Below are 22844 nucleotides of genomic sequence, written 5' to 3' on the forward strand. Positions count from 1 at the left end.
ATTACATCTAGTAAAAATAAATCTGAAATCTATAAAACCCTAACAAAAGAAGATTTGTATAAATATATTTTAATTAAATAACTAACTTTAAAGTTTTACATTCTCTCAGGGATAGAAATACCTAATAAATCTGTAGCTATACTCATTGCCTTCACTGCGGCAACACATAGAGCAACTCTAGAGCTTTTAACATTGCCATCATCAAGACTAGTAATAGGACAATTAACATAGAATTTATTAAAACTATTTGCCAATGAGTACGCATACTCACAAATATGATGAGGTTGGGAATTCTCATAGGCTCTAGATATAGCAATAGGAAACTGAATAAGTTGCAACTGCAGTTTTTCCTCATGCTCATTTTCAGCATTAAGAACCCTACAATCTCTAATTAAATCTTGTAGCACATAATCATCACTAAATATCTTTCTAAGAATAGATTTTGCGCGAACAGTCGTGTATAACAAATATGGCCCTGTTTTGCCTTCATATTGTGCAAACTTTTCTAAATCAAAAATATAATCATTTGAATAATTATTAACCAAATCACCAAACTTAATGGTTGCCATAGCTATTTGATTTATAACATTTTCATCTTTCTCATCAGGCATTCTTTCCCTAGCACAGTCTTTAGCTTGAGAGATAAGGTCTGACAAATGCATAACCCCACCTTCACGGGTTTTAAATGGACGACCGTCTTTACCATTTACAGTACCAAAAGCTACATGTTTTAACCTACACTTTTCACTAACAACCCTTGTTCTTTCTGCAACACTAAATACTTGTTTAAAATGTAAAGATTGGCGCTTATCTACGACATATATAACCTGATCTGGGTCTAGATCTTTATTTCTCTGCCATAAGGTTGCTAAATCAGTTGTGCCATACATTACACCACCATCTCTTTTAACAACAATAAGAGGAGGAACACCCTCTTTATTTGTATCTATAACCCAAGCACCCTCATCTTCATAGATAAAATTTTCTGCTTTAAAATAAGCTATCATTTCATCAACGAACTTATTAGCATCACTTTCACCTAACCATAAATCAAAATGGACATCCAAACTATCAAAATCTCTCTTAATAGCAGCAATCGAAATATTAACAAAATGCTGCCACAATGCTACATAACCTTTGCGACCTTGCTGTAATTCAAAAGTCGCTTTTCTAGCTTTCTTCATCTCTTGAATATCTGATTTACATCTTTTAGAAGCTCTAGGATATATTTCAGCAAGTTCTTTAACAGTCACGGGAGATTCTTTTGGATACTCTCCTATATAAGCTTCATCAAAATATACAAGATCAGGGGAATCTAACTTTATTTCTTCAATTAACATCCCCATTTGTGTACCCCAATCACCTAGGTGTACATCTGAAACCACATCATCTCCATAAAAACGATGAATTCTTTGTAAAGCATCTCCAAGTAAAGCAGATCTAATATGTCCAACATGCATTGGTTTTGCAACATTTGGTCCACCAAAATCTAGAACAACTTTTTTAGCAATTTCTAAATCTTCTACACCAAACTTATCAGAACTCAAAAACTTATCTGTTAGTTTTGAAAGAAACTCTGATGTAAGAGACATATTAATAAAACCTGGCTTTGCAACTTCGATTTTTGAGAAGATATGTTTTTGGTCAATATTTTCGACTATTTCCTCAGCAATTATAAGAGGAGCCTTTTTAGCAAACTTAGCTAAAGGCATTGCTCCATTGCATTGAAAATGTCCAACACCTTCACGAGTCGAAGTTACGACCTTAGCAAAGCTCTCAGCATAGCCTAACTTTTGAAATGTTTTAGCAAGAAGTTCAGATAAGTAATTTTCTATATTCATTAAGCAGTCCAATATTTATGTATTTATACAGTGATTAAATTTAAAATGGAAATATCTAGCAAATGCAGATATAATACCATGGTTGTTTTTAAAAACTCAATAATTTAAGGCTTTTCAGGTCAAATATGTTAAAGGGGATTCATAAATATCTGCTAATTTGCTTTGGCACTGTATTCTTTACAGTGCAAGGCAATGCTGCGCGCATCATGAATAAAAACCCTATAAAAGAAGATTGGAAATGTAGCGTCATCGATGGTGAGTGGAGCTGTGAACGTTCAGAAAAGCCTAAAAACGTATTTAATGATGAGCTAAAAACTGCTGAAAAAGAGAAAGCTTTAGCAGATGATATGGGCTGGATACAAAAATCCTCTTATTTCTCTGGTGGATACTATGACAATGATAACGAATTCACAAAAAGATTATGTAAGTCAAAAAAAACAGATGTCAGCTATGAAAATGCTGAATTTGACACTGATGGTACATTAATCGCCTCAGGTAATGTTGAAGTGCTTCAATGCGATCAAGAGCTTTATGGTAACAATGCAATTGTCAACTTCAATAAAGATAAAAGCTCAATTCGATCACTGGTAATGACTGGAGATGTTATTGCAAAACAACCATCAACTGGTATTTTCCTGAGAACCAAAGAACTTGATGCTAATATGGATGATGGAACCTATAGTGCAGGCGAAACATTTTTCAGAATGGCTAGAGAAGTTCCAGATACAAGAATATATGACAAAGAACACTTTAGTGGACATTTAAGGGGTTATGGTAAAAGCTTCAAAAAACAAGGAGATGACTTATATCTTGAAAATGGCTATATCACATCTGGTGACCCATATGACAATGATTGGAAATTGACTGGTGATAATATAGACATTAACACAGAAACAGAAATGGCCTACATTAAAGATGGTTTCCTTGAGATTAAAGACATTCCTGTAATGTATATTCCATATTTTTCACACCCAATTAACAACAAAAGAAAATCAGGCTTCTTATTTCCTGGTATCGTTCAGAACCAAAATGGTGGTTATGGTGTTTCTGTTCCCTACTACTTTAATTTAGCGCCAAATTATGACTTAATGCTTGAAACAGTGCTTTGGTCTGAACGTGGCCTTATGGAGAACGGTACATTCCGGTATATGACCGATTACTTCCAGGGACAATTCGAAGGATCAATAGTACCATATGATTTCCAAGAAGGAAAAATGCGTGGAGCATTTAGCTTAACAAATACTGGTGACTTTAAAAATGGTATTACAACCAACTTAAGATATGATTACGTAAGTGATGCAGAGTTCTATAATGATTTCTCTGCAGGTAATATAAATCTTGTTACAAAAACACTTTTAGATAGAGAGTTTGATATTAACTACTCAAATGACTATATCGACTCAAGTTTAACATTCTTAAAATATGGTGTAGTAAACCCTACCCTCACTGTGACAAACAGACCCTATGCAAAGCTTCCGGAGCTGAAATTCAACGTAACATCAGATGGCTACACACCAGACTATATAACCTTAAGTGCTGAAACACTTAATACTTATTTTTATAAAGCCCCTGGTCCAAGCACGGCAAAGCCTGGAGCTCCTAATGCCACGAACGTCAATGCTTTTAGAGCGTATGAATCTCCTAAGATAACAGGTAACTTCTCTGAAACGTGGGGATATTTAAATCCTTCACTAGAAGTACCGATACGTTACTACCAACTTGAAAATAGACCAACAGACACAATTAAATTTGCTAAAGATTCAGTAACTAGTGTTATACCTATATTTAATATTGATGCTGGAGCATATTTTGATAAAGATTATACTACAGATAGTGGAACATACACCTCAACACTACACCCAAGATTATTCTATACATATATACCTTATCAAGACCAAACAGATATTCCTTTATTTGATACAAGCTTGCAAAACGAACAATATATGCAAATGTTTCAAGTTAACAGGTTTACTGGTCATGATAGAATTAATAATGCCAATCAGGTAACCTATGCGCTAGAAGCATCAACAACAAATCAAGATGATGGGTCAACACTAGCTTCTGCTAAAATTGGACAAATGATGTATTTTGCTGACCGAAAAGTAACTCTTTGCCAAGGAGATAAAAAATGTAATAACCCTGGGCAAATGGATCCTTTTTCAACGGAAACTTTTTCTCCTATTATGTCATCATTTGAGTTCCAGGTTATGAAGAATATCTATGTATCCGCACAAGTTAACTATAGAGTTAAACAAGAAAATATTGATTACCAAGTTTATCAGCTGTCATATAAGGATGAAAATGAGAATATTTTTAATGTCTCATACAATAATATAGCAAATAACTGGAACTCATTAACACAAGAACAAATGAATAATGGAGTTAAGCCAAAACCTCAAGAAACAGTAACACTTTCAACAATACTAAATCTAACAGATCACTGGGGTATTGCTGCTTTGTGGAACTATAATTTTGAACAAAAACAAATTTCTAACGTCTTTGCGGGACTTCAATATAATGCCAAATCATGGGCTCTTAGATTCCTTTGGCAAAAAAGTGCTTATACTAACCAAGATCCTAACAACCCTCAAGAATTAGGTCCTCTTAGAGACACATATATGCTAGAGTTTGAACTTAAAGGCATAGGTGGCATGGGTAATACTTCAGGAATATCAGAGCGCTTAACACAAATTAATGGCTATGAAACTGGTGAATGGGGACAGGGAATATAATGAAAAAAATACTTCTTTTTTTAACCCTTAGTTCTATATTTATAAACTGCTATGCAGATGTAACATCTAGCCTTTTCCAAAACTCATTTAACACCGATTTAAGTAGTGCTCAGAACATACCAGCACAAACTTCTTCAAACAAAGAACAACTACTAAATAAGACTGTTGCTATTGTTAATAGCAAACCAATTACATCATTTGAACTTGACCAAGAAGTTGCAAAACTTCAAGCTAGTCAACCAAATACAAACTTCAATTCAGATCCTCTAGAGATCAAAAGACAAGCTCTACAAGACCTAATTGCTCAAAGTGTTCTGATTCAGCTTGCAGAACAAAATAATATAATGATCTCCCCTCTTCAAGTAGATGCTGCTATAAAAGATATTGCTGCTAAAAATGGGGTTTCTGTAGAGTCTTTAAAACTAAATATTGAAGGTGCTGGTATGTCTTTTGATAGTTATAAAAAGCGTATCAAAGATCAATTAATGGTAAACCAGCTACAACAACAAGCAATCTCTCAACAGGTCTATGTATCTCCTGAAGAAATTCAAAAATATATTCAAAAACATAAAAAACAATTTGATAAAGAAATGGCTCCGGTAAGGCTATATTCTCTCCGTAATCTCATTGTAACACTGCCAGACTCAAAAAAAGCTCGACAAAAAAAAATTGATCTATACAAAAAGTTAGCTATAGCAGTTAACAAAGGATATATTGACTTTACTGAGCTTGCTAAACAGTTCTCTCAAGCTCCAAACTCTGCTTCAGGTGGCTTACTTAGCCAAAACATTAAGTTTGATGCTATTAGAGATATCTACAAAGATCATGTAAAAGGTTTAAAACAACATCAGGTTTCTAAACCTTTTTTGATTAAAAATACTCTTCAAATGGTATATATAGATAATCTTAATGAGCAAGCACCTATGTTAAGCAAAAAAATAACTAAGTATTATGTTTATGCAATTGAGATCAAACTAGATGGAAGCATGACAGAAGAAGGTGCAAAAAATTCTTTAGATAGAGCAAAACTTGCAATAGAAAGCGGGCAAGATTTTTCAAAAGTGGCTGAAAAATATAATCAAGATTATGACCATCCTGATGGTGATTTCAAATGGGTATCTCAATTAGATAGCCCCCCGTCTTTACCACCTGCTGCATTTGCACAACTAAACCAGCTAAAAAAAGGTGAACTCTCAGAACCATTTCAAGCAGACTCTAAAACTTGGATGATAATGAAATACACGAAAGTTAAAAAATTTGATGCTGCTGAGCAATTAAAAGAACAAAAAGCATTAGAGGCAATTTTTGCTGAAAAAGCCCAAGAGGTATACAAAACATGGCTAACATCAATGAAAGATGATGCTTATATTGAAATACTAGAAAATGATTTAAAGACACCTGAACTTTATTAAGATGCAATACAAAACAAAAGCAAAAAAATCCTTAGGACAAAACTTTTTACAAGATGAAAATATAATCACCAAAATTGTCCAACTCGCCAATATAAAAAAAGATAACACAGTTATAGAAATAGGTCCTGGGCTTGGAGCTTTAACTAGGCATATTTTATCTAAATGTAACAATGTCAATGTTGTCGAATTTGATTCAAGTGTTATTGATACACTTCTTGAGAATTGTAGTAAGTACGGTGTACCTACAGTTTACAATGAAGACTTTTTAAAGTTTGATATTAATAAAGTTTCTAATGAAAAAATAAAATTAATAGGAAACCTACCATACAACATTTCTTCTCCAATACTTTTTAAAGTTATAGAAATTAGTGATAAGATAATTGATGCTCACTTTATGTTACAAAAAGAAGTTGTAGAAAGAATTGTTTCCCAGCCTAACAGTAAATCATATGGAAGATTATCAGTAGTATTACAGTATCATTTTGATTGTAGCTTAATCCTAAAGATTCCTCCGGAAGTTTTTTACCCTCAACCAAAAGTTGACTCAGCTATCCTTAGATTAAAGCCTAAAATAAGCAAAGCCACTCTCAAGAACTATAGTTTTTTTGAAAAAATTGTAAAACAAAGTTTTGCGCAACGCAGAAAAACCTTGCATAATAACTTAAAGGATATAATAAAAGAACGAAATATTGACCCAGATTCTCTGCCAGTAAACACAAAGCTTCGTGCAGAAAACTTAAGTGTTGATGATTTTGTGAATTTAGCAAATTTTTTAAGTTAAGGTGCAACAAAATGGCTACATACGTAATAGGAGATATCCAAGGCTGCTATGATGAGCTTTTACAACTATTACAAAAAATAAGTTTTGATAAGCGAAAAGATAAACTCATCTTTGCTGGAGATATTATAAATAAAGGCCCAAAATCACTAGAGACAATAAATTTCATAATGTCCCTTGGTGATGCAGCTGAAACAGTTTTAGGCAATCATGAAATTCTTTTTTTGGCTATTAGTTATAATTACCTTCCATCAAGCAACAAAAACACTTTTGATGAAATGCTTAATGCTTCTAACTTAAAAGAAATTCAAGAATGGCTTTGCAACCAGCCTCTTTTAACCCAAATTAATGATACTTTTATATCTCACGCAGGTATACCCCATACCTGGTCTCCCAAAAAAGCTTTAAAACGAGCTAAAGAAGTAGAATTTGTATTCAAAAATGAAACAACTAGAAAACTACTGCTTGCGAACCTGTTTAATAATGAAGGTGATAAATGGAGCAAAGATTTAGAAGGCTTTGAGAGATGGTTATGCATCCTAAACTATTTCACTCGAATGAGAACTATTGATAAAGATGGAAAGTTAAATCTTAAATTCAGTTCCACAATAGAACAAGTTCCAGAAAATTTTAAACCATGGTTTAAACTAAAGCATAAAAAATTTGATAGAAAAAAGATCATCTTTGGACATTGGGCAGCTATTAAAGGCGAAACAAAAGATAAAGATAGAATTGCTCTAGATACAGGATGTGTTTTTGGAGGCAGACTAACTTGTTACTGTATTGAAACAGAAAAAAAATACTCTGTTAAAGCTACTAAAAGCTATAAGGATATATAAAGAAATGGATATTTTAGTAATTAATGGTCCAAACTTAAACTTACTAGGCTCAAGAGAACCTCAAACTTATGGAAACTCTAAACTTTCAGATATTAACTTAGAATTATCAAAGTTTGCTAAATCTTATAATGTCAATATCAGCTTTTTTCAAAGCAATCATGAAGGTGAAATAGTTGATAGGATTCAACAAACTGAAGCAAAATTCATTATAATAAATCCTGCTGCCTATACCCATACAAGTGTGGCTATAAGAGATGCTTTTTTGGCGACAAAGACGCCTTTTATTGAAATACATTTATCTAATATATATAATAGGGAAGAATTTAGGACTAAATCGTTTCTATCAGATATAGCGCATGGCTGCATATTTGGGTTTGGCTCAAGAGGTTATACATTAGCATTGATAGAGGCTATACATTACATAAATACGAAAGGAGACTAAAAACAATGGATTTATTAAAAGCAATCGACAGAGTAGCTGAGATTCTTAACTCAAGCGATATCAAAGAGATCAAAGTTAAGGATGGCGGTTCAAGCATATTCATGACAAAAAACAACACAGCTACTACAAGTGTTGTATCAGCAGCCCCGGTTGCTAATGCTCCTGTTGCTACAGCTCCTGTTACTAGTACTTCTACTACTAGCACAGCTACTGCTAAAGTAGAAACTGAGGAAGAAATAAATGGAGAAGAAATAAAATCTCCTATGGTTGGTACTTTCTATAGTGCTCCTTCACCTGACGCTGCTCCTTATGTAAAAGAAGGTCAAGAAGTTAAGAAAGGTGACGTGCTATGTATTATAGAAGCAATGAAGATTATGAATAAAATTGAAGCTGAAAAATCTGGAAAAATTGTTAAAGTCCTTGCTAAAGATGGTGACCCTGTTCAGTTTGATCAACCTCTATTCATAGTTGAGTAATTACCTACTCACAATATAGAGACTTCATAAATCTAGTATAAACTTTTAAAAGGTAAATACAAAATGATTAAAAAAGTACTAATTGCCAATAGAGGTGAGATAGCCCTTAGAATTTTAAGAGCATGTAGAGAACTAGAAATTAAAACAGTTGCAGTTTATTCAAAAGCTGATGCTGATCTTATGCATGTTAAGCTAGCAGATGAAGCTGTTTGTATCGGTCCTGCTGCCCCTAACCTTAGTTACTTAAACATTCAAGCTATTATTACAGCTGCAGAAATAACTAATGCTGATGCAATCCATCCAGGCTATGGCTTCTTATCAGAAAACGCAAAATTTGCAAAAGCGGTTGAAGAAAGTGGATTTATATTTATCGGTCCCCGTGCAGAAAGTATCGAAGTAATGGGCGATAAAGTTGAAGCTATTAAATATATGAAAAAAGCTGGTGTACCATGTGTACCTGGTTCTGGTGGCCCTCTAGGTAGTGATGATAAGAAAAACTTAGAAGTCGCTGAAAAAATTGGCTACCCTGTAATTATCAAAGCCGCTGGTGGTGGCGGTGGTCGTGGTATGAGTATCGTTAGAAAGAAAGAAGATCTAATTAGCTCTATTTCTTTAACGAAGAGTGAAGCTAGAATCGCTTTTAATAACGATATGGTATATATGGAGAAATTCCTTGAAAACCCTCGTCATATTGAGATTCAGGTTTTTGGTGATGGCGAAGGTAATGCCGTGTACTTATTTGAAAGAGACTGCTCTACTCAAAGAAGACATCAGAAAGTAATTGAAGAAGCTCCTGCTATTGGTCTTACAGATGAGCAAAGAAAACGCATTGGTGAGCAATGTGTTAATGCTTGTAAGATTTTAAAATACCGTGGGGCTGGTACATTCGAATTCTTATATGAAAATGGTGAATTCTATTTCATTGAAATGAATACTAGAATTCAAGTAGAACACCCTGTTACAGAATCAATTACATCTACAGATCTTATCAAAGAGCAACTTAGAGTTGCTGGTGGACAAGGTTTAAGTTGGAAGCAAGAAGACATTGCTATAGTTGGTCATGCAATAGAGTGTAGAATCAATGCTGAAGATCCAGAGAAAATGATCCCATCTCCAGGTAAAATTGATATGTATCATCCACCTGCAGGTCCTAGAGTACGTGTTGATTCACATATATATTCTGGCTATACAGTACCACCAAACTATGACTCGATGATATCAAAAGTAATTGTACGTGGTCATGATAGAGCAACAGCTCTTCAAAAAATGCGTGCAGCTCTTGAGGAAATGGTAATTAATGGTATTAAAACAAATATTCCTCTTCATCAAGAAATCTTAAATAATGAAGAGTTTATCAAGGGCGGAACTAACATTCACTTCTTGGAAAAAATGTTAGAAGAGAAAAATAAAGCTAAATAGTTAATCCCTCCTCTGTACATCTGCATTTAATTTTATCTTTTTTTCTTATATAATCTCTAGCAATGATTAAATTTAATAATTGCTGGAAAATTATGCATAGTTTTCAACTTTTTATAAAAAATACTCGAGAGTCAAAAGAGCTTGAGCAAAAAACTATTGCTGATGCTATAAATCTATCTGAAGAAACTATCAACATGATAGAACAAGCGAGTAATGACCAATTATTGCAATGCTCAAGTAGCTTACTTAAAAACCAAATTAGAAGGTATTGCGAATATTTAGAAATTCCCGAAAAAAAGATAATTTCAATTCTCAATAAAATTGACATACTTTACTATAAAAAATCTCAATATGGAAAACTAAAAGCTTTTGACTATATAAATAGACTTACAATATTAATTATTGCAATAGTTATTGTCACACTTGTTACAAAACATGTCAGAGAAAATATTGATACAACAAATATAGCTAGTCAGACTGACTCAAAGACATCTATTATTTATACACCTATTGATTATGCCGTTGATAACTCTGGCGAAAAACAAAACATTCCTTCTACAAATAATGACAATAGTAGCTCTCAAAATTCTAGCTCAGAAGAAAAGACTAACCACAAAAGCCTAAAAGCTCACCCTCCTGCTACAGCCAATATGAGTAATATGGTTATTGATGAACCAAATAATTAAAATCTCAAGTATCTCTTTTAATCAATTCTTCTATATACGACAAACTTAAAATATACTAATATTGTAAAAATCACAGTATCAATTATAAATTAGTGAAATATGAATATTTTAAACAATATATTACTTAGAGCAGAAAACTATTCTGCGACATATATTCTTTTTATAGATTTCTTAATATGCTTGTTATTGAGTATTATTATATTTATAGTCGGTAGTTTACTCGTAAGAAAGCATAAAAACACAATTAGATTTTCTTTTGTAAGATCATTTAAATTAACTCTTTATCTAGTTATTTGGTCATATTTTATTAAGACTTGTATTGACCTACCTGTGATTGTGCATTTTCCTGATTACAAGAATAATATTCTATTATACTCAGATAAAATATTTGATTTTTGTATTTATCTTGCAATTATTATTAGCTTGTTTAAATTCTTACGTGAAAGTAAAAAAATAAGTATAGAAAAGAAAAAAGCTGAAAATAAACAAGGATATGATGACTTTAGAGATATTAATGCTATTTTTAAAGCATTAGAACTAGGGGCAGTTATTGCATCAATCATATTAATTTTAGCAGCTCTACGTGTACCACCAACAGCTTTAGGTGCATTTAGTGGTGTAGCATTAGCTGGATTAACTCTTTCTCAAAGCACTCTACTTACAAACCTCTTTGGAGGACTAGTTGTAGTCTTTAATAGAAAGTATTCGGAAGGAGATATTATTTCATCAGATATTAATTCTTCGATAAAATTTAGCGGTACAATCAAGAAAATTGGAATACTAACAACGCAAATAGACAGCTATGAAACAGCTCCTATGCACATACCAAACTCAATATTTCTAAATACCTGTATAACAACAACATCACGTCGAACTCATAGGCGCATCCTACAATATATTACTATTGACTATAAGCATCTAGGACAAATTGATTTAATTAAACAAGAAATTACTAGCATACTCAAATCCCACCCCAATATAGATCAAAATAAAACAATTGCTGTAGCTCTTGCTACTGGCGGCACTATGATTGGTAATAAATCTGAAGGAGGCTTTGGATCTAATGGTATTAACTTACAAATTTATGCAATGGTTAATAAGGTATTTTTTACAGATTTTGTTAATACTCAAGATGATGTTTTTCTAGCCATTGCTAATAAATTAGATGGTCTTGATGTTAAATTTGCGATAAACCCAGTAACTATTAAAAATGATAATTAGAAAATAGAAAGCTCTTTTATATTACTAATACCTTCTAAGCTCATAAGAAGCCTATCAAAGCCCAAAGCAACTCCAGAACATTCTGGAATCCTATTCAAACAATCCAAAAGCTCAGTATCAATATCAATCAGACATTTTCCTTGCTCTTGGCGAATTGATAAATCTGAATTGAACCTTTTAAGCTGCTCTTGCTTATCTATTAGCTCATAATAACCATTCGCCAGCTCTATACCATTAATAAAAACTTCAAATCTTGCAGCAACTTGCTGAGCATCTTTATCTATAACTTTTTTAGCAAGTGCTGACTGATGAACAGTATAGCCATAGATAAAATATACGGTATTTGGCTGATTAAGATTTTTTTCAATCTTATAGCTAAAAAGTATATCTAAACAATCTGCTATCGTTGGATTATCTAACCCTTGAATCTTGCCAACAGCTAACTCTACTTGTTGGAGCAATTTTTCTAAAGAAATAGTATGAGGATTAAAGTTATAGTAGTTTTCAAAAGCTTCTTGATAACTTATATACTCAAATTTCAAATTGGGCTTTACTACAAGAAATAAATTTTCCATTTCTTTCATTAACTGAAAATAATCAATTCCAACTCGATACCACTCTATCATGGTAAATTCATGATTATGAAACTGCCCACAAGGCTCATCACGAAATGCTTTACATATTTGGTATATACTACCACTACCTTCCGCTAAAAGTCGCTTCATGGCATATTCTGGAGAACTTTGCAGATATCTCTTACCAACTACTGTATTTATAGCAAAAACATCAATAAATGGATCTGTCACTCCATAATTATAAGCTAATGGTGTATCAACTTCGAGCACATCCAATTCAGCAAAATACTTGCGAATCTTGGTTAGGTATTGTGCTCGCTTTTTTATATTCTCTAGACTCATTTAATAACTCTAATTTTATTGATAATAGCAAGATCAAGTTCAAATTGATTGTCGCCCTCTATCAAGCTTAGCTTTAGATCTTTTGAAACTCCTTTAGCTATACCAACACAAGGCTTATCACCGTAATTAAACTTAATCATTTTATTGTAAGTATAATCATAATCAGAAAATTCAGTTATAGCCACATCACCACTTATAGCAAAATATTTAATAATATTTTTTACCAAGCTGACGATTATTGTTGACGAATCCATCTGTTGCTTATTAATAATCGCTAAAGATATCCATTCACGATCAATATTTTCTGATATATCAAGCATATTGACATTGATACCGACACCAATAACTATATCAAAGCTATCTTGCTTAATATTTTTTGTTTCTATAAGAATCCCTGCTAATTTTTGATCTTTGAAATAAATATCATTAGGCAACTTTATTTTTAAATACTGCTGTAATTTTTCTGGTAGATGTTCTTTAATCGTAACAAAAACTCCTAAAGCAACTTTGACACTCATAAGTTTTGATTCTGAGATATTACAATTACAATGAAACGCTAAAGATGAGTATATGTTATCTTGATTTTCCGAGACCCACTTTCCACCACGACGGCCTCGCCCTTTTGTTTGAATATCTGCATAACAAATGTGGTATTTGTAACTAAGTTTTTGTTCTAAAAGGTAATCATTTGTTGAGCCTATAGTAAGAAAATATTCTACTTTTATATCATCAATTTCACTACTTAACTCTTGTTCTATATAATTATGATTCTTCATATTGGATTGCTTTAACATTCAATGACAAATTAACTTGGCCAAGGAACTCTTCTTTTTGTAACTGATAACAAACTTTCACACTATCACCAATATTTAGCTGATTTGCTATTATGTTATCTGTAGCATTAAACCAGATCCCTTTGATTGAACTATTCTTATAGCGTAAAACTAGTTGAGCATGATTTTTATCTTTACCAACTAGGCGAAAATTCTCAATTGTAAACTCATTGCAAAAAACAGGTTTTTCAAACTCACGACCATAAGGCTCTAGAGAATCAATTTTTGTAAGAGTGTCTAAATTAAAATACTGCTCATCAAGCTCAAAATCATACTCAATACATGGCTCTAAAACTATGTTTTCCTGATTCACTAACTCGATTACCTGACTTTCAAAAAGCTCATAAAACTTATCAAAATCCTGCTTTTTGATTGTGAGGCCTGCTGCGCCTTTATGTCCACCATATTTGATCATCAAATTAGGCTCTTTTACAGCAACATTATCTAATACTTGCTTGATATGTATCTCATCAACACTTCTTGCAGACCCTGAGATAAGAGTCTCATCAGTTTGAGTTTGTGAGAAAATAATTATTGGCTTGCCAAAACTTTCTTTAAGCCTGCTCGCTGAGATTCCATGAATTCCAGAGTGACCATTTTCTAGTAATATACATAGCGATTTTTTAGTTTCATTTAACTGTTGTGCTTGAAGCATTGCTTCTTGAGTTAAAGTTTTTTGTATTTCTTTGCGTTGGTTGTTCTGCTCTTTAAGATTATCAAATATTTCTTCTATTTTTTCATCATTTTCTTCAAGTAGAAAACTAACTGACCCCAAAGCATCAGAAACTCTACCATCACTATTTAAAATTGGTGCAATGCTAAATCCAATATACTCACTAGAAAGTTTGTCTTTATCTATGAAATCCCAACATAGGCGATTATTTTCTTTGAGTTGCTGAATACCAAATTTTGTCACAATGCGATTATTATGACTATTTGCCATACTTACACAATCAGCAACCGTACCAATTGCGACAAAATCTAATAGATTACTCAAACCATACGATTTGGATACAGGCTTATTATTTTGAATATACTTCCTACGTAAAGCTGCCATAAATAACCAAGCAACCATACAGCCAGCAATTGCTTTATCTGGATAATCACAACCATCCTGAGTTGGATTAAGCACAGCTACCGCACTCTTTGGTGCACCTTCTGGCGGTATGCCATGATGATCCGTAACAATCGTATCAATTCCATTTTGCTTAAGTACAGCAATTCTTACTTCATCTGTGGAGCCATTATCCGCGGTTATAATCAAACTTGGTCGCATATTGTCTGTGAGAATTCTATTCATCAAGGATTCTGACAGCCCATAACCTTCTTGCATTCTATGTCCAATATATGAACGAACTTTATCCTTTGGGTAACCAAAAACTTTTGTTAAAGCTTCATAAAAAATTGCATGAGAAGTTTGACCATCACAGTCGTGATCTGTTTCTAAACCAATTACCTCACCATTTTGCAAAGCTTGATAAAGCCTATCTACAGCTTTATCAATATCTTTAAATAAAAATGGCGATGAAAGATCTTTTATAGAACTCTTAAAAATCAAATCAGTATCTACGCCTTGATTTACTCTAGCAGCTACTATTTTAGCAATAAAAAAGTCATGTCCCTTTGAGACTAGCTCATTTAAAACTTCTTGATTTATTTTTCTTTTTTTAATTAACATAAATTAATTTTAGCAGCATCTTTTTTGCCTTTAAGATGGTTTCTAAACATATTTACACCTGAAATGAAAAGAAGTCCTAAAGGTATAGCAAAGAATATTCCCCATAGCCCCCACATACCACCAAAAATAAGAATCGCGGAAACAACGCCTACTGGATGCATATTTAGAACCTCTGAGAAAAGCAACGGAACTAACAAATTACCATCTAATGCTTGAATAATGAAAAATACTACAAGCATAGATACAAAAGTTCCATTTAAACCAAATTGCAATATCCCAACCATCACAACAGGAATTGTAATCACAACCATACCAACATACGGAATAATTACAGATAACCCAACCCCTACAGCTAAAAGCACAGCGTAATTTAAATCAAAATATGCGAAGCCTATATAGGTAACTATTGAAACTATTATAAGCTCTATAGCCTTACCTCTAACATAATCAGCAAGCTTAGGTTTTAGATCATTCCATACATAATAAAGCGCCCCATTCTCTTCAGGTAAGAACGACTTAAACCATTCGATAATTCTTTCTTTATCTTTTAAAAAATAAAATACCATTAAAGGCACTAAGAATAGATAAATTAAAATTGAAAATAATATAGGAAGTGTTGTCGCTGTATTTTTCAATACAAATGAGCCAACATTTGAACTTATTTTTTTCCAATCAATACTATCAAACCAAGTAACTATCGAATTTATGCGATCTTCTGTAAGAAGTTTAGGATATTTATTAGAGAGATGTTCTAAACTCCCTTTTAAACTTGATAATGTATGTGATGCTTGTTTTATGAAATCAATAAGCTGATTAACAACAATTGGTAATAACACAAAAATAAAAGTTAATAGAGCTATCAAAAATAAAACATAAACTATATAAACAAGAATGATTCTTTTTACTTTTGTAAACTTATGCAAAATACTAACAAATGTATCCAATAAATAAGCAATAACTAAAGCAGCTAAAATTGGCGCAATATAATCCCCTAAAAATGTCAGAACCAAATAAAAAAACAACATCAAACCAATAAAAACTATTGGCTCATTATTCTGATATCTCCTTTGATACCAGTCTCTTAAAGTATTTAAAACCATTTACATAAAGTCTCTTATTAAACTGGTTGATATTTTAGCAGTTTTAGGAAATATTGGATAGATTAAAGATTTGCGAAATATATAAATTCAGATTATTTTTTAATGGTTATAACAGCAGGTACTATCAACGCCACAACTATTCCAATAAGTAGCATCATATCAAATTTAATTACAGACATATTCATATTATCTATTGGAATAAAACCAACAATAATAGCAACTATACAACCAAAGCATCCCAGTAGTGCCATTGTTACAGTACCAAATAATCCCTTACCAATCTCGTACTGCCCTTCTTGCAATGGTTGAGATATTTTTAACTTCACAGCAGTTATAAACATCAAAATATATGCTATAACAGCAAGTTGAGCTGTCAAATCACTAAGATACCAATATGCTTCATTCACTGATGGCATAAAGATATATGAGAAACAAAAAACTGTAAATACAAGAGCCTGAGTAATAAGCATAGTATCTGGTGCATCATTTTTATTAGTTCTACCAAATGCTTGAGGTAAAATCTTATCATTACTAACAACCATGAACGCTCTAGATAAACCCATAATCCAAGCTGATGTTGTTGTAAAGGCGCCAAAAATTAATGTGATAGCAATGATGTAAGTCATCCAAGGCATATTAATTTGACTAAAGAAATAATTAAATGAAACCATTAGCCCCGTAACAATATCAACATCACCAATCTCAAGCTGACTACTTACTAATATCACAGCAATATTTGACAATATCAAAGATCCTAAAATTACAGAACCTGAAATTAGCAATGCTCTTGGAAAATTCTTTTTAGCATTTTTGACATTAGCTGCATGAATTGCACTCATCTCAAGACCAAATAAACTAAACATCACTGTTATAAAAAGTCCCCAACTACTAATATTATTACCAGATGGTATAAAATCAGATATAGATGGTGCAACAATTTCAGAACTATGAGATAGTGACCAAACAACAGCTATCACTATAATTATAAACATAGGCAAAAGCGTACCAATAATAGCACCTAAAGTACTCACTGTACTAGATGTCTTGATACCAAATAAGTTAATAGCTGTAGCACTCCAGAACATAACTAAACTCATAGATATCATATACCAAGGGTTAGCTACCAACTCATTTGCTCCTTGACCTGTAAGAGGTGCTATTACATAAGCAATTACTCCAGCAAAAAAACCACATATTGATGGGAACCATACAAGATTGTAAACCCACTGTAACCAAATAACTAAGAACCCTAACCTTTTACCAAAGGCTTTTTTGACCCAGATATAGATACCTCCAGTATCTTCTGAAGACCCTGTAGACATCTCAGCTGTTAACAAAGCACACGGAACTAAAAAGAAAATACCCGCTAAGATATAAAAAGTTACAACTATCCAACCAGCTTGAGCTGTAATAGAAATATTTCTTAAACTATCGACAGCTATAATATTTATCATTATAAGCCTGATAAGACCAAACTTTTTACTACTAACAATCTGTTCCATTCTTTAACTTTTTATTTCGACAATATCGCGGTTTAGTATATACTTAAAGCAATTTTATAACAACCACACTACAAGGCTTGTTTGATGAAACTTAAGCTTTTTATTTTCACCTTATTTGTTAGTACTTTAAATTTATCTTATGCTAAATCAAATTCTTATATTTGTAATAATGACATACTAAAAACACCCATTACACCAACACCAGATAGAACACAAGTAAACTTCACAAACTGGGCTGACTATATATCTCCTGATATCATCCCATGCTTTTCTAAACTATCTAATACTAGAGTTAAGTACATATATACATCTGATGATAATATGACTCGTGCAAAAATTATGACAGGCTCATCTGGTTTTGATCTTATAGAACAGGGGTCTTTATACCTAAATAATGAAATAGCCTCAAATGCATTAGTTGAACTAGATAAATCTAAACTACCAAATTTAAAATATGCAAATAAAGAAATTTACAATAAAGTTTCTCAAATTAATGACCCTGGTAATAAATATGCTGTCGTATATGCATACGGAACAACCAATATAGCTTATAATAAAAAACAAGTTGAAGAATATTTAGGTAAAGGTGTTGTTCCTAATAGTTGGAAATATGTCTTTGATAAAAAATACCTAAAGAAACTATCAAAATGCGGAATTTCTTTACTTGATGAATATGAGCAAATTTTTGGTAATTATTTCTTTTATCACGGTATTGATCCCAATACAAATAGTAAAGCTGAATATGAGAAAGCAGCTTTAGATATTATTAGAAACATTCGTCCATATATCAAATATTTTGATAGTAATAAGTATCAGAATGATTTCACGGCCGGCAATCTCTGCTTGGCTATGGGATATTCTGGAGATGTTGCTAGAGCTGTTGATAGAGCAAAGCTTGTAAATCCTGATGAAGTTTTAGGCTATACAGTACCTAAAGAAGGCACAAATATTTATTTTGAAATGTTAATGATTCCAAAAGGAGCTAAAAATTTAGATCAAGCTTATAAGCTCATGAACTATATTATAGATCCATATGTATCAGCTCAAAATAGTAACTATTTATATCTGCCGAATGCTGTAACTAATAATGAACAATATTTGAATAAAATATTTGATAATACTAATATTCGTCCTACTGATGAAATGATTAAAAAGATGTATGTTATAAATATTCATGATGCTAAAATGCAGGATTTCATTAGTAAAATGTGGATGAATGTAAAATTTGGTATAGAATTTACTCCAAAGTATTATAAACCAAATAAATAGTAAATAATTATAGTAATCCCAAATTATCAAAGCCAATATTATTTAAAGCACCATAGAGAATAACAGCTACAGAATTTGATAAATTCAAGCTACGACTATTTTTATTCATTGGAATTTTAATTTGAGTTTGACTAAGTAACTCAAGCACATCTGCTGGAAGTCCTCTAGTCTCAGGACCAAAGAGTAAAATATCATCACAATTAAAATCTACTTGATGATAATATTGCTTAGCCTTCGTTGTACAAGCCCAGATTTTTTTATCTTTATTTGCTTGATAAAACTCATCAAAATCTTTATATATTTTCAAATCTGCAAACTCATGATAATCAAGCCCAGCTCTTCTAAGTTGCTTATCTTCAAGTTTAAAACCTAATGGCTCAATCAGATGCAAATTTGCACCCACATTTGCACACAAGCGAATAATATTACCAGTATTTGGTGGAATCTCTGGCTCATATAAAGCTATATTTATCATATTTAACCTTTTAACCACTTAGCAACATCTAGTGCTGTATATGTAAGAATAACTTTTGCCCCAGCTCTCTTCATAGAGGTTAAAGTTTCTATAGTTATTGCTTTCTCATCGACTAATCCAGCTGCTGCGGCTGCCTTTATCATCGCATACTCCCCACTTACATGATATGCAGCTACTGGTAGATCTATTATATGGCTTAGCTCATTTATAATATCTAAATAACTCAAAGCTGGTTTAACCATAATAAAATCTGCACCTTGCTCAACGTCTTCCATTGCTTCGCGGATAGCTTCTTTTTTATTACGATAATCCATCTGATAAGTTTTACGATCACCTTTAAGAGATGAATCACATGCACTTCTAAATGGCCCATAGTATGCTGAAGCATATTTAACTGAATATGACATAATGCTTACAGTTTCAAAATTCGCCTCATCAAGAGCCTGACGCATTGCGAGAATCATACCATCCATCATACCACTTGGAGCAACAATATCCGCACCTGCTTGTGCATGAGATACTGCTGTTTTTTGTAAAATTTCTAAAGTCTTATCATTATCAACATACTCGTGTTCATTTAGAATTCCACAATGACCATGAGGTGTAAAGCTACACATACAAACATCGGTGCCAACAACTAAGTTTGGAGCAAGCTCTTTAATTTTTCTGATAGCTTGTTGCATAATGCCATTATGATCATAATTTTCTGATGAAATAAGATCTTTTGTCTTTGGTACACCAAAAATCATCACACTTTTGATACCCGCTAAAACAACCTGCTCAACTAACTCATCAAGCATATCAATTGACCAATGATATTGATTAGGCATACTTGAGATTTCTTTCTTGATACCTTCTCCATGTACCACAAATATCGGATACATCAAATCATCAGTACTTAAAGAAATCTCCGCTACCATATCTCTGAAATTTTGGCTAATTCTAAGCCTACGTGGGCGTGATATTGGAAAGCTCATTTTTTTACCTATTTTTTATCTTTAGATTTTGCTAAATTAGGATTTTTTCTATATAAAACTAAGATGTTACCTATTATTTGTACAAGTTCTGATTTTGTTGCTTTTGTTATTTCAGCAGCAATTTCTTTTTTCTCTTCTTTTGGTAAGCGACCTGCTTTTACTTTGATTAGCTCATGAGTTGCTAATGCTAAATCAATCTCTAGCATTACATTTTCTGTTAAGCCTTTCTCACCCATTAATACTACAGGCTTCAAGCTATGAGCTAGACCTTTTAATCTTTGTTGTTGTTTTACTTCCATTCTATTTTTTACCTATTTTATAATCTTTAATATTATGTTCTCTAAAACTAATTCTCTATCTACATTCTTAAAGTTAGCAAAATAATTTTTTGCATCTAATGTATCTTTGTATAACTTGTATATATAACTATCATCAAATTTTGTAGCTAAATACTTAATCACAGCAAGCTTATCATAGTTTGCTAGATTTTGAGTTTCTTCATCTAGCTTATAGTTATATACGTCAATTATTATACTCGTTAGCCAATACAGAGTATCTTTAAAATGTGGATTTATTTCTTTTAAAAATACATTTGGATTTATTTGATTAACTAATACCTTCATCAAACTATTTCGTAATGCCCAAAAATGTTGCTCTAGTTTAATTTTTGCAATTATATTTATATCACCCCTAGCCATTTGAAGTGATTTTTCTATCGCATCTTTTGACATATCAAAAGTGTATTTTAGATAGTGATCTTTATCTTTTTGGCTAAACTTAATATCATATACTAAAGATCTACTTTTAACTGTTGCTAACACATCTGTATAGCTTCTTGTAAACATTAAGAAAAATGTATTCTCAGATGGCTCTTCTAATGTTTTTAGTAGCGCATTTGCTGCTGATTCATTTAGAAAATCAAGCTCTTCAATTATTATGATTTTAGCTAAATTATTGTGAGCTGTTAACTCACAGTTTTTAATTATTTTTTTTATCTCAGCAACTTTGACTTCATCATTCTCTGTATTTGCTACAGTTATATAAGGAGACTCTTTGTAATCATCAACTTTCTGTCCTAACAATAATTGACACAACGAACTAATAAAACTATCAAGAAGTACAGCATCTTTCACTCTAAAGATAAAAGCATGATGAAGAGTATTCTTTGATTTTTGCTCAAGGAAATTATCAAGAAGATTTTGATGAGATTTTAGAGATAACACTTCTATCCTACATTATTTTGCGTGCATATAAAAGATTTGTTATAGTTCTTTTTATCATTGCAAGTTTAGATTTTAAGAAACCTTTTTCTTTTTTGATAACAAAACTGACTTCATATACATCGTGTTGCTTGTTAAATAAATCTATTAAGTAATCATCGTAAGTTTGAATCTTATCGACTAATCCCAACTCAAGAGCATCTTTACCAAACCAGTATTCACCAGTTCCAACTTTTTTCATATCTAAATCTGGACGATATGTAAGAATATGCTTTTTAAACAACTCATGAATATTCTCAAGATCTTGCTTAAACTTCTCACGCCCTTCATCAGTATTCTCACCCATAGTTGTAAGTGTGCGTTTAAATTCTCCTGATGTATGCATTTCTACATTTATACCATTTTTCTGAAGTAGCTCACGAATATTTGGTACCTGTCCAACTACTCCAATAGAACCAACTATTGCAAATGGAGCTGCAATAATTTTATGACCAACTGCTGACATCATATAACCGCCACTAGCAGCTACCTGATCGATACATACAGTCAGATTGATTCCAGCTTGACGTATTCGCTCTAGTTGCGCTGCAGCAAACCCATAACCATTAACAACCCCACCAGGGCTATCAATTCTAACGATTATTTCATCTTCTGTTTTTGCTACTGCTAATACAGCTGATACTTCTTTACGCAGATTCTCAACTTGTGAAGCATGCATATCACCTTTGAAATTAATTACAAAAACTTTTTCTTTAGGTTTATCTTGTTTATCTAGTTTCTTCTGCTCTTTAAGATGTTTCTTATATTCTTTTTTATCTAATAGAGTTTCTAAAACTTCTTCTTTAGTGTCTTTATAGTCATCGCCTATTTTATTTACTTCAAGCTTACCCTTTGCAAGCTTAGCAACTTCTTGCTTTGCTTTACCAAGTAATGAAAAAAAACTACCAATGATAAAAACTACAGCTATAACAACCAAAATAGTACTAAGAGCAAAAAAAACAAAATCTATAAAATTCTGATACCACAT

General features: G+C 32.2%; 21 protein-coding genes. 10 read left to right on the forward strand and 11 right to left on the reverse strand.

Translation table 11 applies throughout. The annotated features are described in order from the left end of the window. Positions 1–95 precede the first annotated feature (95 nt). A complete protein-coding gene (argS, locus tag QI37_RS03680; protein WP_040008669.1) occupies positions 96–1841 on the reverse strand; it encodes an arginine--tRNA ligase in 1746 nt (581 codons plus the stop codon). A gap of 125 nt (positions 1842–1966) precedes the next feature. On the opposite strand from argS, the gene QI37_RS03685 reads away from it, so the two are divergent. From QI37_RS03685 to QI37_RS03725, 9 genes are all read left to right on the forward strand, one after another. Continuing rightward, positions 1967–4573, forward strand: a complete 2607-nt coding sequence (locus tag QI37_RS03685) for an LPS-assembly protein LptD (RefSeq protein ID WP_040008671.1) — start codon at positions 1967–1969, stop codon at positions 4571–4573. Beyond that, on the forward strand, positions 4573–5985 hold the full coding sequence (locus tag QI37_RS03690; RefSeq protein WP_040008674.1) for a peptidylprolyl isomerase: 1413 nt from the start codon (positions 4573–4575) through the stop codon (positions 5983–5985). Before QI37_RS03685 ends, QI37_RS03690 begins: the two co-directional genes overlap by 1 nt. A gap of 1 nt (position 5986) precedes the next feature. After that, complete coding sequence (rsmA, locus tag QI37_RS03695) at positions 5987–6766, forward strand: 16S rRNA (adenine(1518)-N(6)/adenine(1519)-N(6))-dimethyltransferase RsmA (RefSeq protein WP_040008676.1); 780 nt, start codon at positions 5987–5989, stop codon at positions 6764–6766. Between the two features lie 11 nt (positions 6767–6777). After that, positions 6778–7602, forward strand: a complete 825-nt coding sequence (locus QI37_RS03700) for a symmetrical bis(5'-nucleosyl)-tetraphosphatase (protein WP_040008678.1) — start codon at positions 6778–6780, stop codon at positions 7600–7602. A gap of 4 nt (positions 7603–7606) precedes the next feature. Next, complete coding sequence (gene aroQ, locus QI37_RS03705; RefSeq protein ID WP_040010692.1) at positions 7607–8044, forward strand: type II 3-dehydroquinate dehydratase; 438 nt, start codon at positions 7607–7609, stop codon at positions 8042–8044. Between the two features lie 5 nt (positions 8045–8049). Further along, the gene (gene accB, locus QI37_RS03710; RefSeq protein WP_040008679.1) at positions 8050–8520 is read left to right on the forward strand and encodes an acetyl-CoA carboxylase biotin carboxyl carrier protein; all 471 of its coding nucleotides are present in this window, start codon (positions 8050–8052) and stop codon (positions 8518–8520) included. A 63-nt stretch (positions 8521–8583) separates the two neighbouring features. Then, complete coding sequence (gene accC, locus QI37_RS03715) at positions 8584–9939, forward strand: acetyl-CoA carboxylase biotin carboxylase subunit (RefSeq protein WP_040008681.1); 1356 nt, start codon at positions 8584–8586, stop codon at positions 9937–9939. Positions 9940–10031: 92 nt separating this feature from the next. Then, positions 10032–10625 carry a helix-turn-helix domain-containing protein gene (locus tag QI37_RS03720; protein WP_040008683.1) on the forward strand — a complete coding sequence of 198 codons (594 nt, stop codon included), beginning with the start codon at positions 10032–10034 and terminating at the stop codon, positions 10623–10625. A gap of 99 nt (positions 10626–10724) precedes the next feature. Then, a complete protein-coding gene (locus QI37_RS03725; protein WP_040008684.1) occupies positions 10725–11846 on the forward strand; it encodes a mechanosensitive ion channel domain-containing protein in 1122 nt (373 codons plus the stop codon). Here QI37_RS03725 and epmA read toward each other — a convergent pair. The 5 genes from epmA to gadC all read right to left on the reverse strand — a co-directional run bounded on the left by epmA (position 11843) and on the right by gadC (position 17876). Continuing rightward, positions 11843–12763: an EF-P lysine aminoacylase EpmA gene (gene epmA / locus QI37_RS03730; protein ID WP_040008686.1), complete on the reverse strand. Its 921-nt coding sequence runs from the start codon at positions 12761–12763 to the stop codon at positions 11843–11845. The genes QI37_RS03725 and epmA overlap by 4 nt on opposite strands. Then, on the reverse strand, positions 12760–13539 hold the full coding sequence (locus tag QI37_RS03735) for a biotin--[acetyl-CoA-carboxylase] ligase (protein ID WP_040008688.1): 780 nt from the start codon (positions 13537–13539) through the stop codon (positions 12760–12762). Before QI37_RS03735 ends, epmA begins: the two co-directional genes overlap by 4 nt. Further along, a complete protein-coding gene (gene recJ / locus QI37_RS03740) occupies positions 13526–15274 on the reverse strand; it encodes a single-stranded-DNA-specific exonuclease RecJ (protein WP_040008689.1) in 1749 nt (582 codons plus the stop codon). Before recJ ends, QI37_RS03735 begins: the two co-directional genes overlap by 14 nt. Beyond that, positions 15268–16374, reverse strand: coding sequence for an AI-2E family transporter (locus QI37_RS03745; RefSeq protein ID WP_040008691.1), 1107 nt, complete (start codon positions 16372–16374; stop codon positions 15268–15270). The genes recJ and QI37_RS03745 overlap by 7 nt, the downstream gene beginning before the upstream one ends. 92 nt (positions 16375–16466) lie before the next feature. Further along, positions 16467–17876 (reverse strand): glutamate transporter GadC, encoded by a 1410-nt coding sequence (gadC, locus tag QI37_RS03750; protein ID WP_040008692.1) that lies wholly within the window; start codon positions 17874–17876, stop codon positions 16467–16469. An 84-nt stretch (positions 17877–17960) separates the two neighbouring features. On the opposite strand from gadC, the gene QI37_RS03755 reads away from it, so the two are divergent. Then, on the forward strand, positions 17961–19145 hold the full coding sequence (locus QI37_RS03755) for a polyamine ABC transporter substrate-binding protein (protein WP_040008693.1): 1185 nt from the start codon (positions 17961–17963) through the stop codon (positions 19143–19145). A 7-nt stretch (positions 19146–19152) separates the two neighbouring features. Here QI37_RS03755 and trmL read toward each other — a convergent pair whose 3' ends face one another. From trmL to sohB, 5 genes are read right to left on the reverse strand one after another with little or no spacing between them, the layout of a single operon-like run. After that, the gene (trmL, locus tag QI37_RS03760) at positions 19153–19620 is read right to left on the reverse strand and encodes a tRNA (uridine(34)/cytosine(34)/5-carboxymethylaminomethyluridine(34)-2'-O)-methyltransferase TrmL (RefSeq protein WP_040008694.1); all 468 of its coding nucleotides are present in this window, start codon (positions 19618–19620) and stop codon (positions 19153–19155) included. A gap of 2 nt (positions 19621–19622) precedes the next feature. Then, on the reverse strand, positions 19623–20597 hold the full coding sequence (gene hemB / locus QI37_RS03765) for a porphobilinogen synthase (RefSeq protein ID WP_040008696.1): 975 nt from the start codon (positions 20595–20597) through the stop codon (positions 19623–19625). Positions 20598–20605: 8 nt separating this feature from the next. Then, entirely contained in the window at positions 20606–20896 is a 291-nt protein-coding gene (yhbY, locus tag QI37_RS03770; protein ID WP_040008699.1) for a ribosome assembly RNA-binding protein YhbY, read from the reverse strand. A gap of 12 nt (positions 20897–20908) precedes the next feature. Beyond that, the gene (locus QI37_RS03775; RefSeq protein ID WP_040008700.1) at positions 20909–21820 is read right to left on the reverse strand and encodes a DNA polymerase III delta subunit-related protein; all 912 of its coding nucleotides are present in this window, start codon (positions 21818–21820) and stop codon (positions 20909–20911) included. A 7-nt stretch (positions 21821–21827) separates the two neighbouring features. After that, entirely contained in the window at positions 21828–22844 is a 1017-nt protein-coding gene (gene sohB / locus QI37_RS03780) for a protease SohB (protein ID WP_040008702.1), read from the reverse strand.

It is taken from the genome of Candidatus Francisella endociliophora (assembly GCF_000764555.1).
Lineage (GTDB): Bacteria > Pseudomonadota > Gammaproteobacteria > Francisellales > Francisellaceae > Francisella > Francisella endociliophora.

Bases quoted from the DNA above. Each gene is read 5' to 3' on its own strand.
- argS (WP_040008669.1), bottom strand. From the start codon at position 1,841: ATGAATATAGAAAATTACTTATCTGAACTTCTTGCTAAAACATTTCAA.
- QI37_RS03745 (WP_040008691.1), bottom strand. From the start codon at position 16,374: ATGGTTTTAAATACTTTAAGAGACTGGTATCAAAGGAGATATCAGAAT.
- QI37_RS03735 (WP_040008688.1), bottom strand. From the start codon at position 13,539: ATGAAGAATCATAATTATATAGAACAAGAGTTAAGTAGTGAAATTGAT.
- hemB (WP_040008696.1), bottom strand. From the start codon at position 20,597: ATGAGCTTTCCAATATCACGCCCACGTAGGCTTAGAATTAGCCAAAAT.
- QI37_RS03690 (WP_040008674.1), top strand. From the start codon at position 4,573: ATGAAAAAAATACTTCTTTTTTTAACCCTTAGTTCTATATTTATAAAC.
- yhbY (WP_040008699.1), bottom strand. From the start codon at position 20,896: ATGGAAGTAAAACAACAACAAAGATTAAAAGGTCTAGCTCATAGCTTG.
- trmL (WP_040008694.1), bottom strand. From the start codon at position 19,620: ATGATAAATATAGCTTTATATGAGCCAGAGATTCCACCAAATACTGGT.
- aroQ (WP_040010692.1), top strand. From the start codon at position 7,607: ATGGATATTTTAGTAATTAATGGTCCAAACTTAAACTTACTAGGCTCA.
- QI37_RS03725 (WP_040008684.1), top strand. From the start codon at position 10,725: ATGAATATTTTAAACAATATATTACTTAGAGCAGAAAACTATTCTGCG.
- QI37_RS03700 (WP_040008678.1), top strand. From the start codon at position 6,778: ATGGCTACATACGTAATAGGAGATATCCAAGGCTGCTATGATGAGCTT.
- epmA (WP_040008686.1), bottom strand. From the start codon at position 12,763: ATGAGTCTAGAGAATATAAAAAAGCGAGCACAATACCTAACCAAGATT.
- rsmA (WP_040008676.1), top strand. From the start codon at position 5,987: ATGCAATACAAAACAAAAGCAAAAAAATCCTTAGGACAAAACTTTTTA.
- accB (WP_040008679.1), top strand. From the start codon at position 8,050: ATGGATTTATTAAAAGCAATCGACAGAGTAGCTGAGATTCTTAACTCA.
- recJ (WP_040008689.1), bottom strand. From the start codon at position 15,274: ATGTTAATTAAAAAAAGAAAAATAAATCAAGAAGTTTTAAATGAGCTA.
- QI37_RS03755 (WP_040008693.1), top strand. From the start codon at position 17,961: ATGAAACTTAAGCTTTTTATTTTCACCTTATTTGTTAGTACTTTAAAT.
- accC (WP_040008681.1), top strand. From the start codon at position 8,584: ATGATTAAAAAAGTACTAATTGCCAATAGAGGTGAGATAGCCCTTAGA.
- sohB (WP_040008702.1), bottom strand. From the start codon at position 22,844: ATGTGGTATCAGAATTTTATAGATTTTGTTTTTTTTGCTCTTAGTACT.
- QI37_RS03685 (WP_040008671.1), top strand. From the start codon at position 1,967: ATGTTAAAGGGGATTCATAAATATCTGCTAATTTGCTTTGGCACTGTA.
- QI37_RS03720 (WP_040008683.1), top strand. From the start codon at position 10,032: ATGCATAGTTTTCAACTTTTTATAAAAAATACTCGAGAGTCAAAAGAG.
- gadC (WP_040008692.1), bottom strand. From the start codon at position 17,876: ATGGAACAGATTGTTAGTAGTAAAAAGTTTGGTCTTATCAGGCTTATA.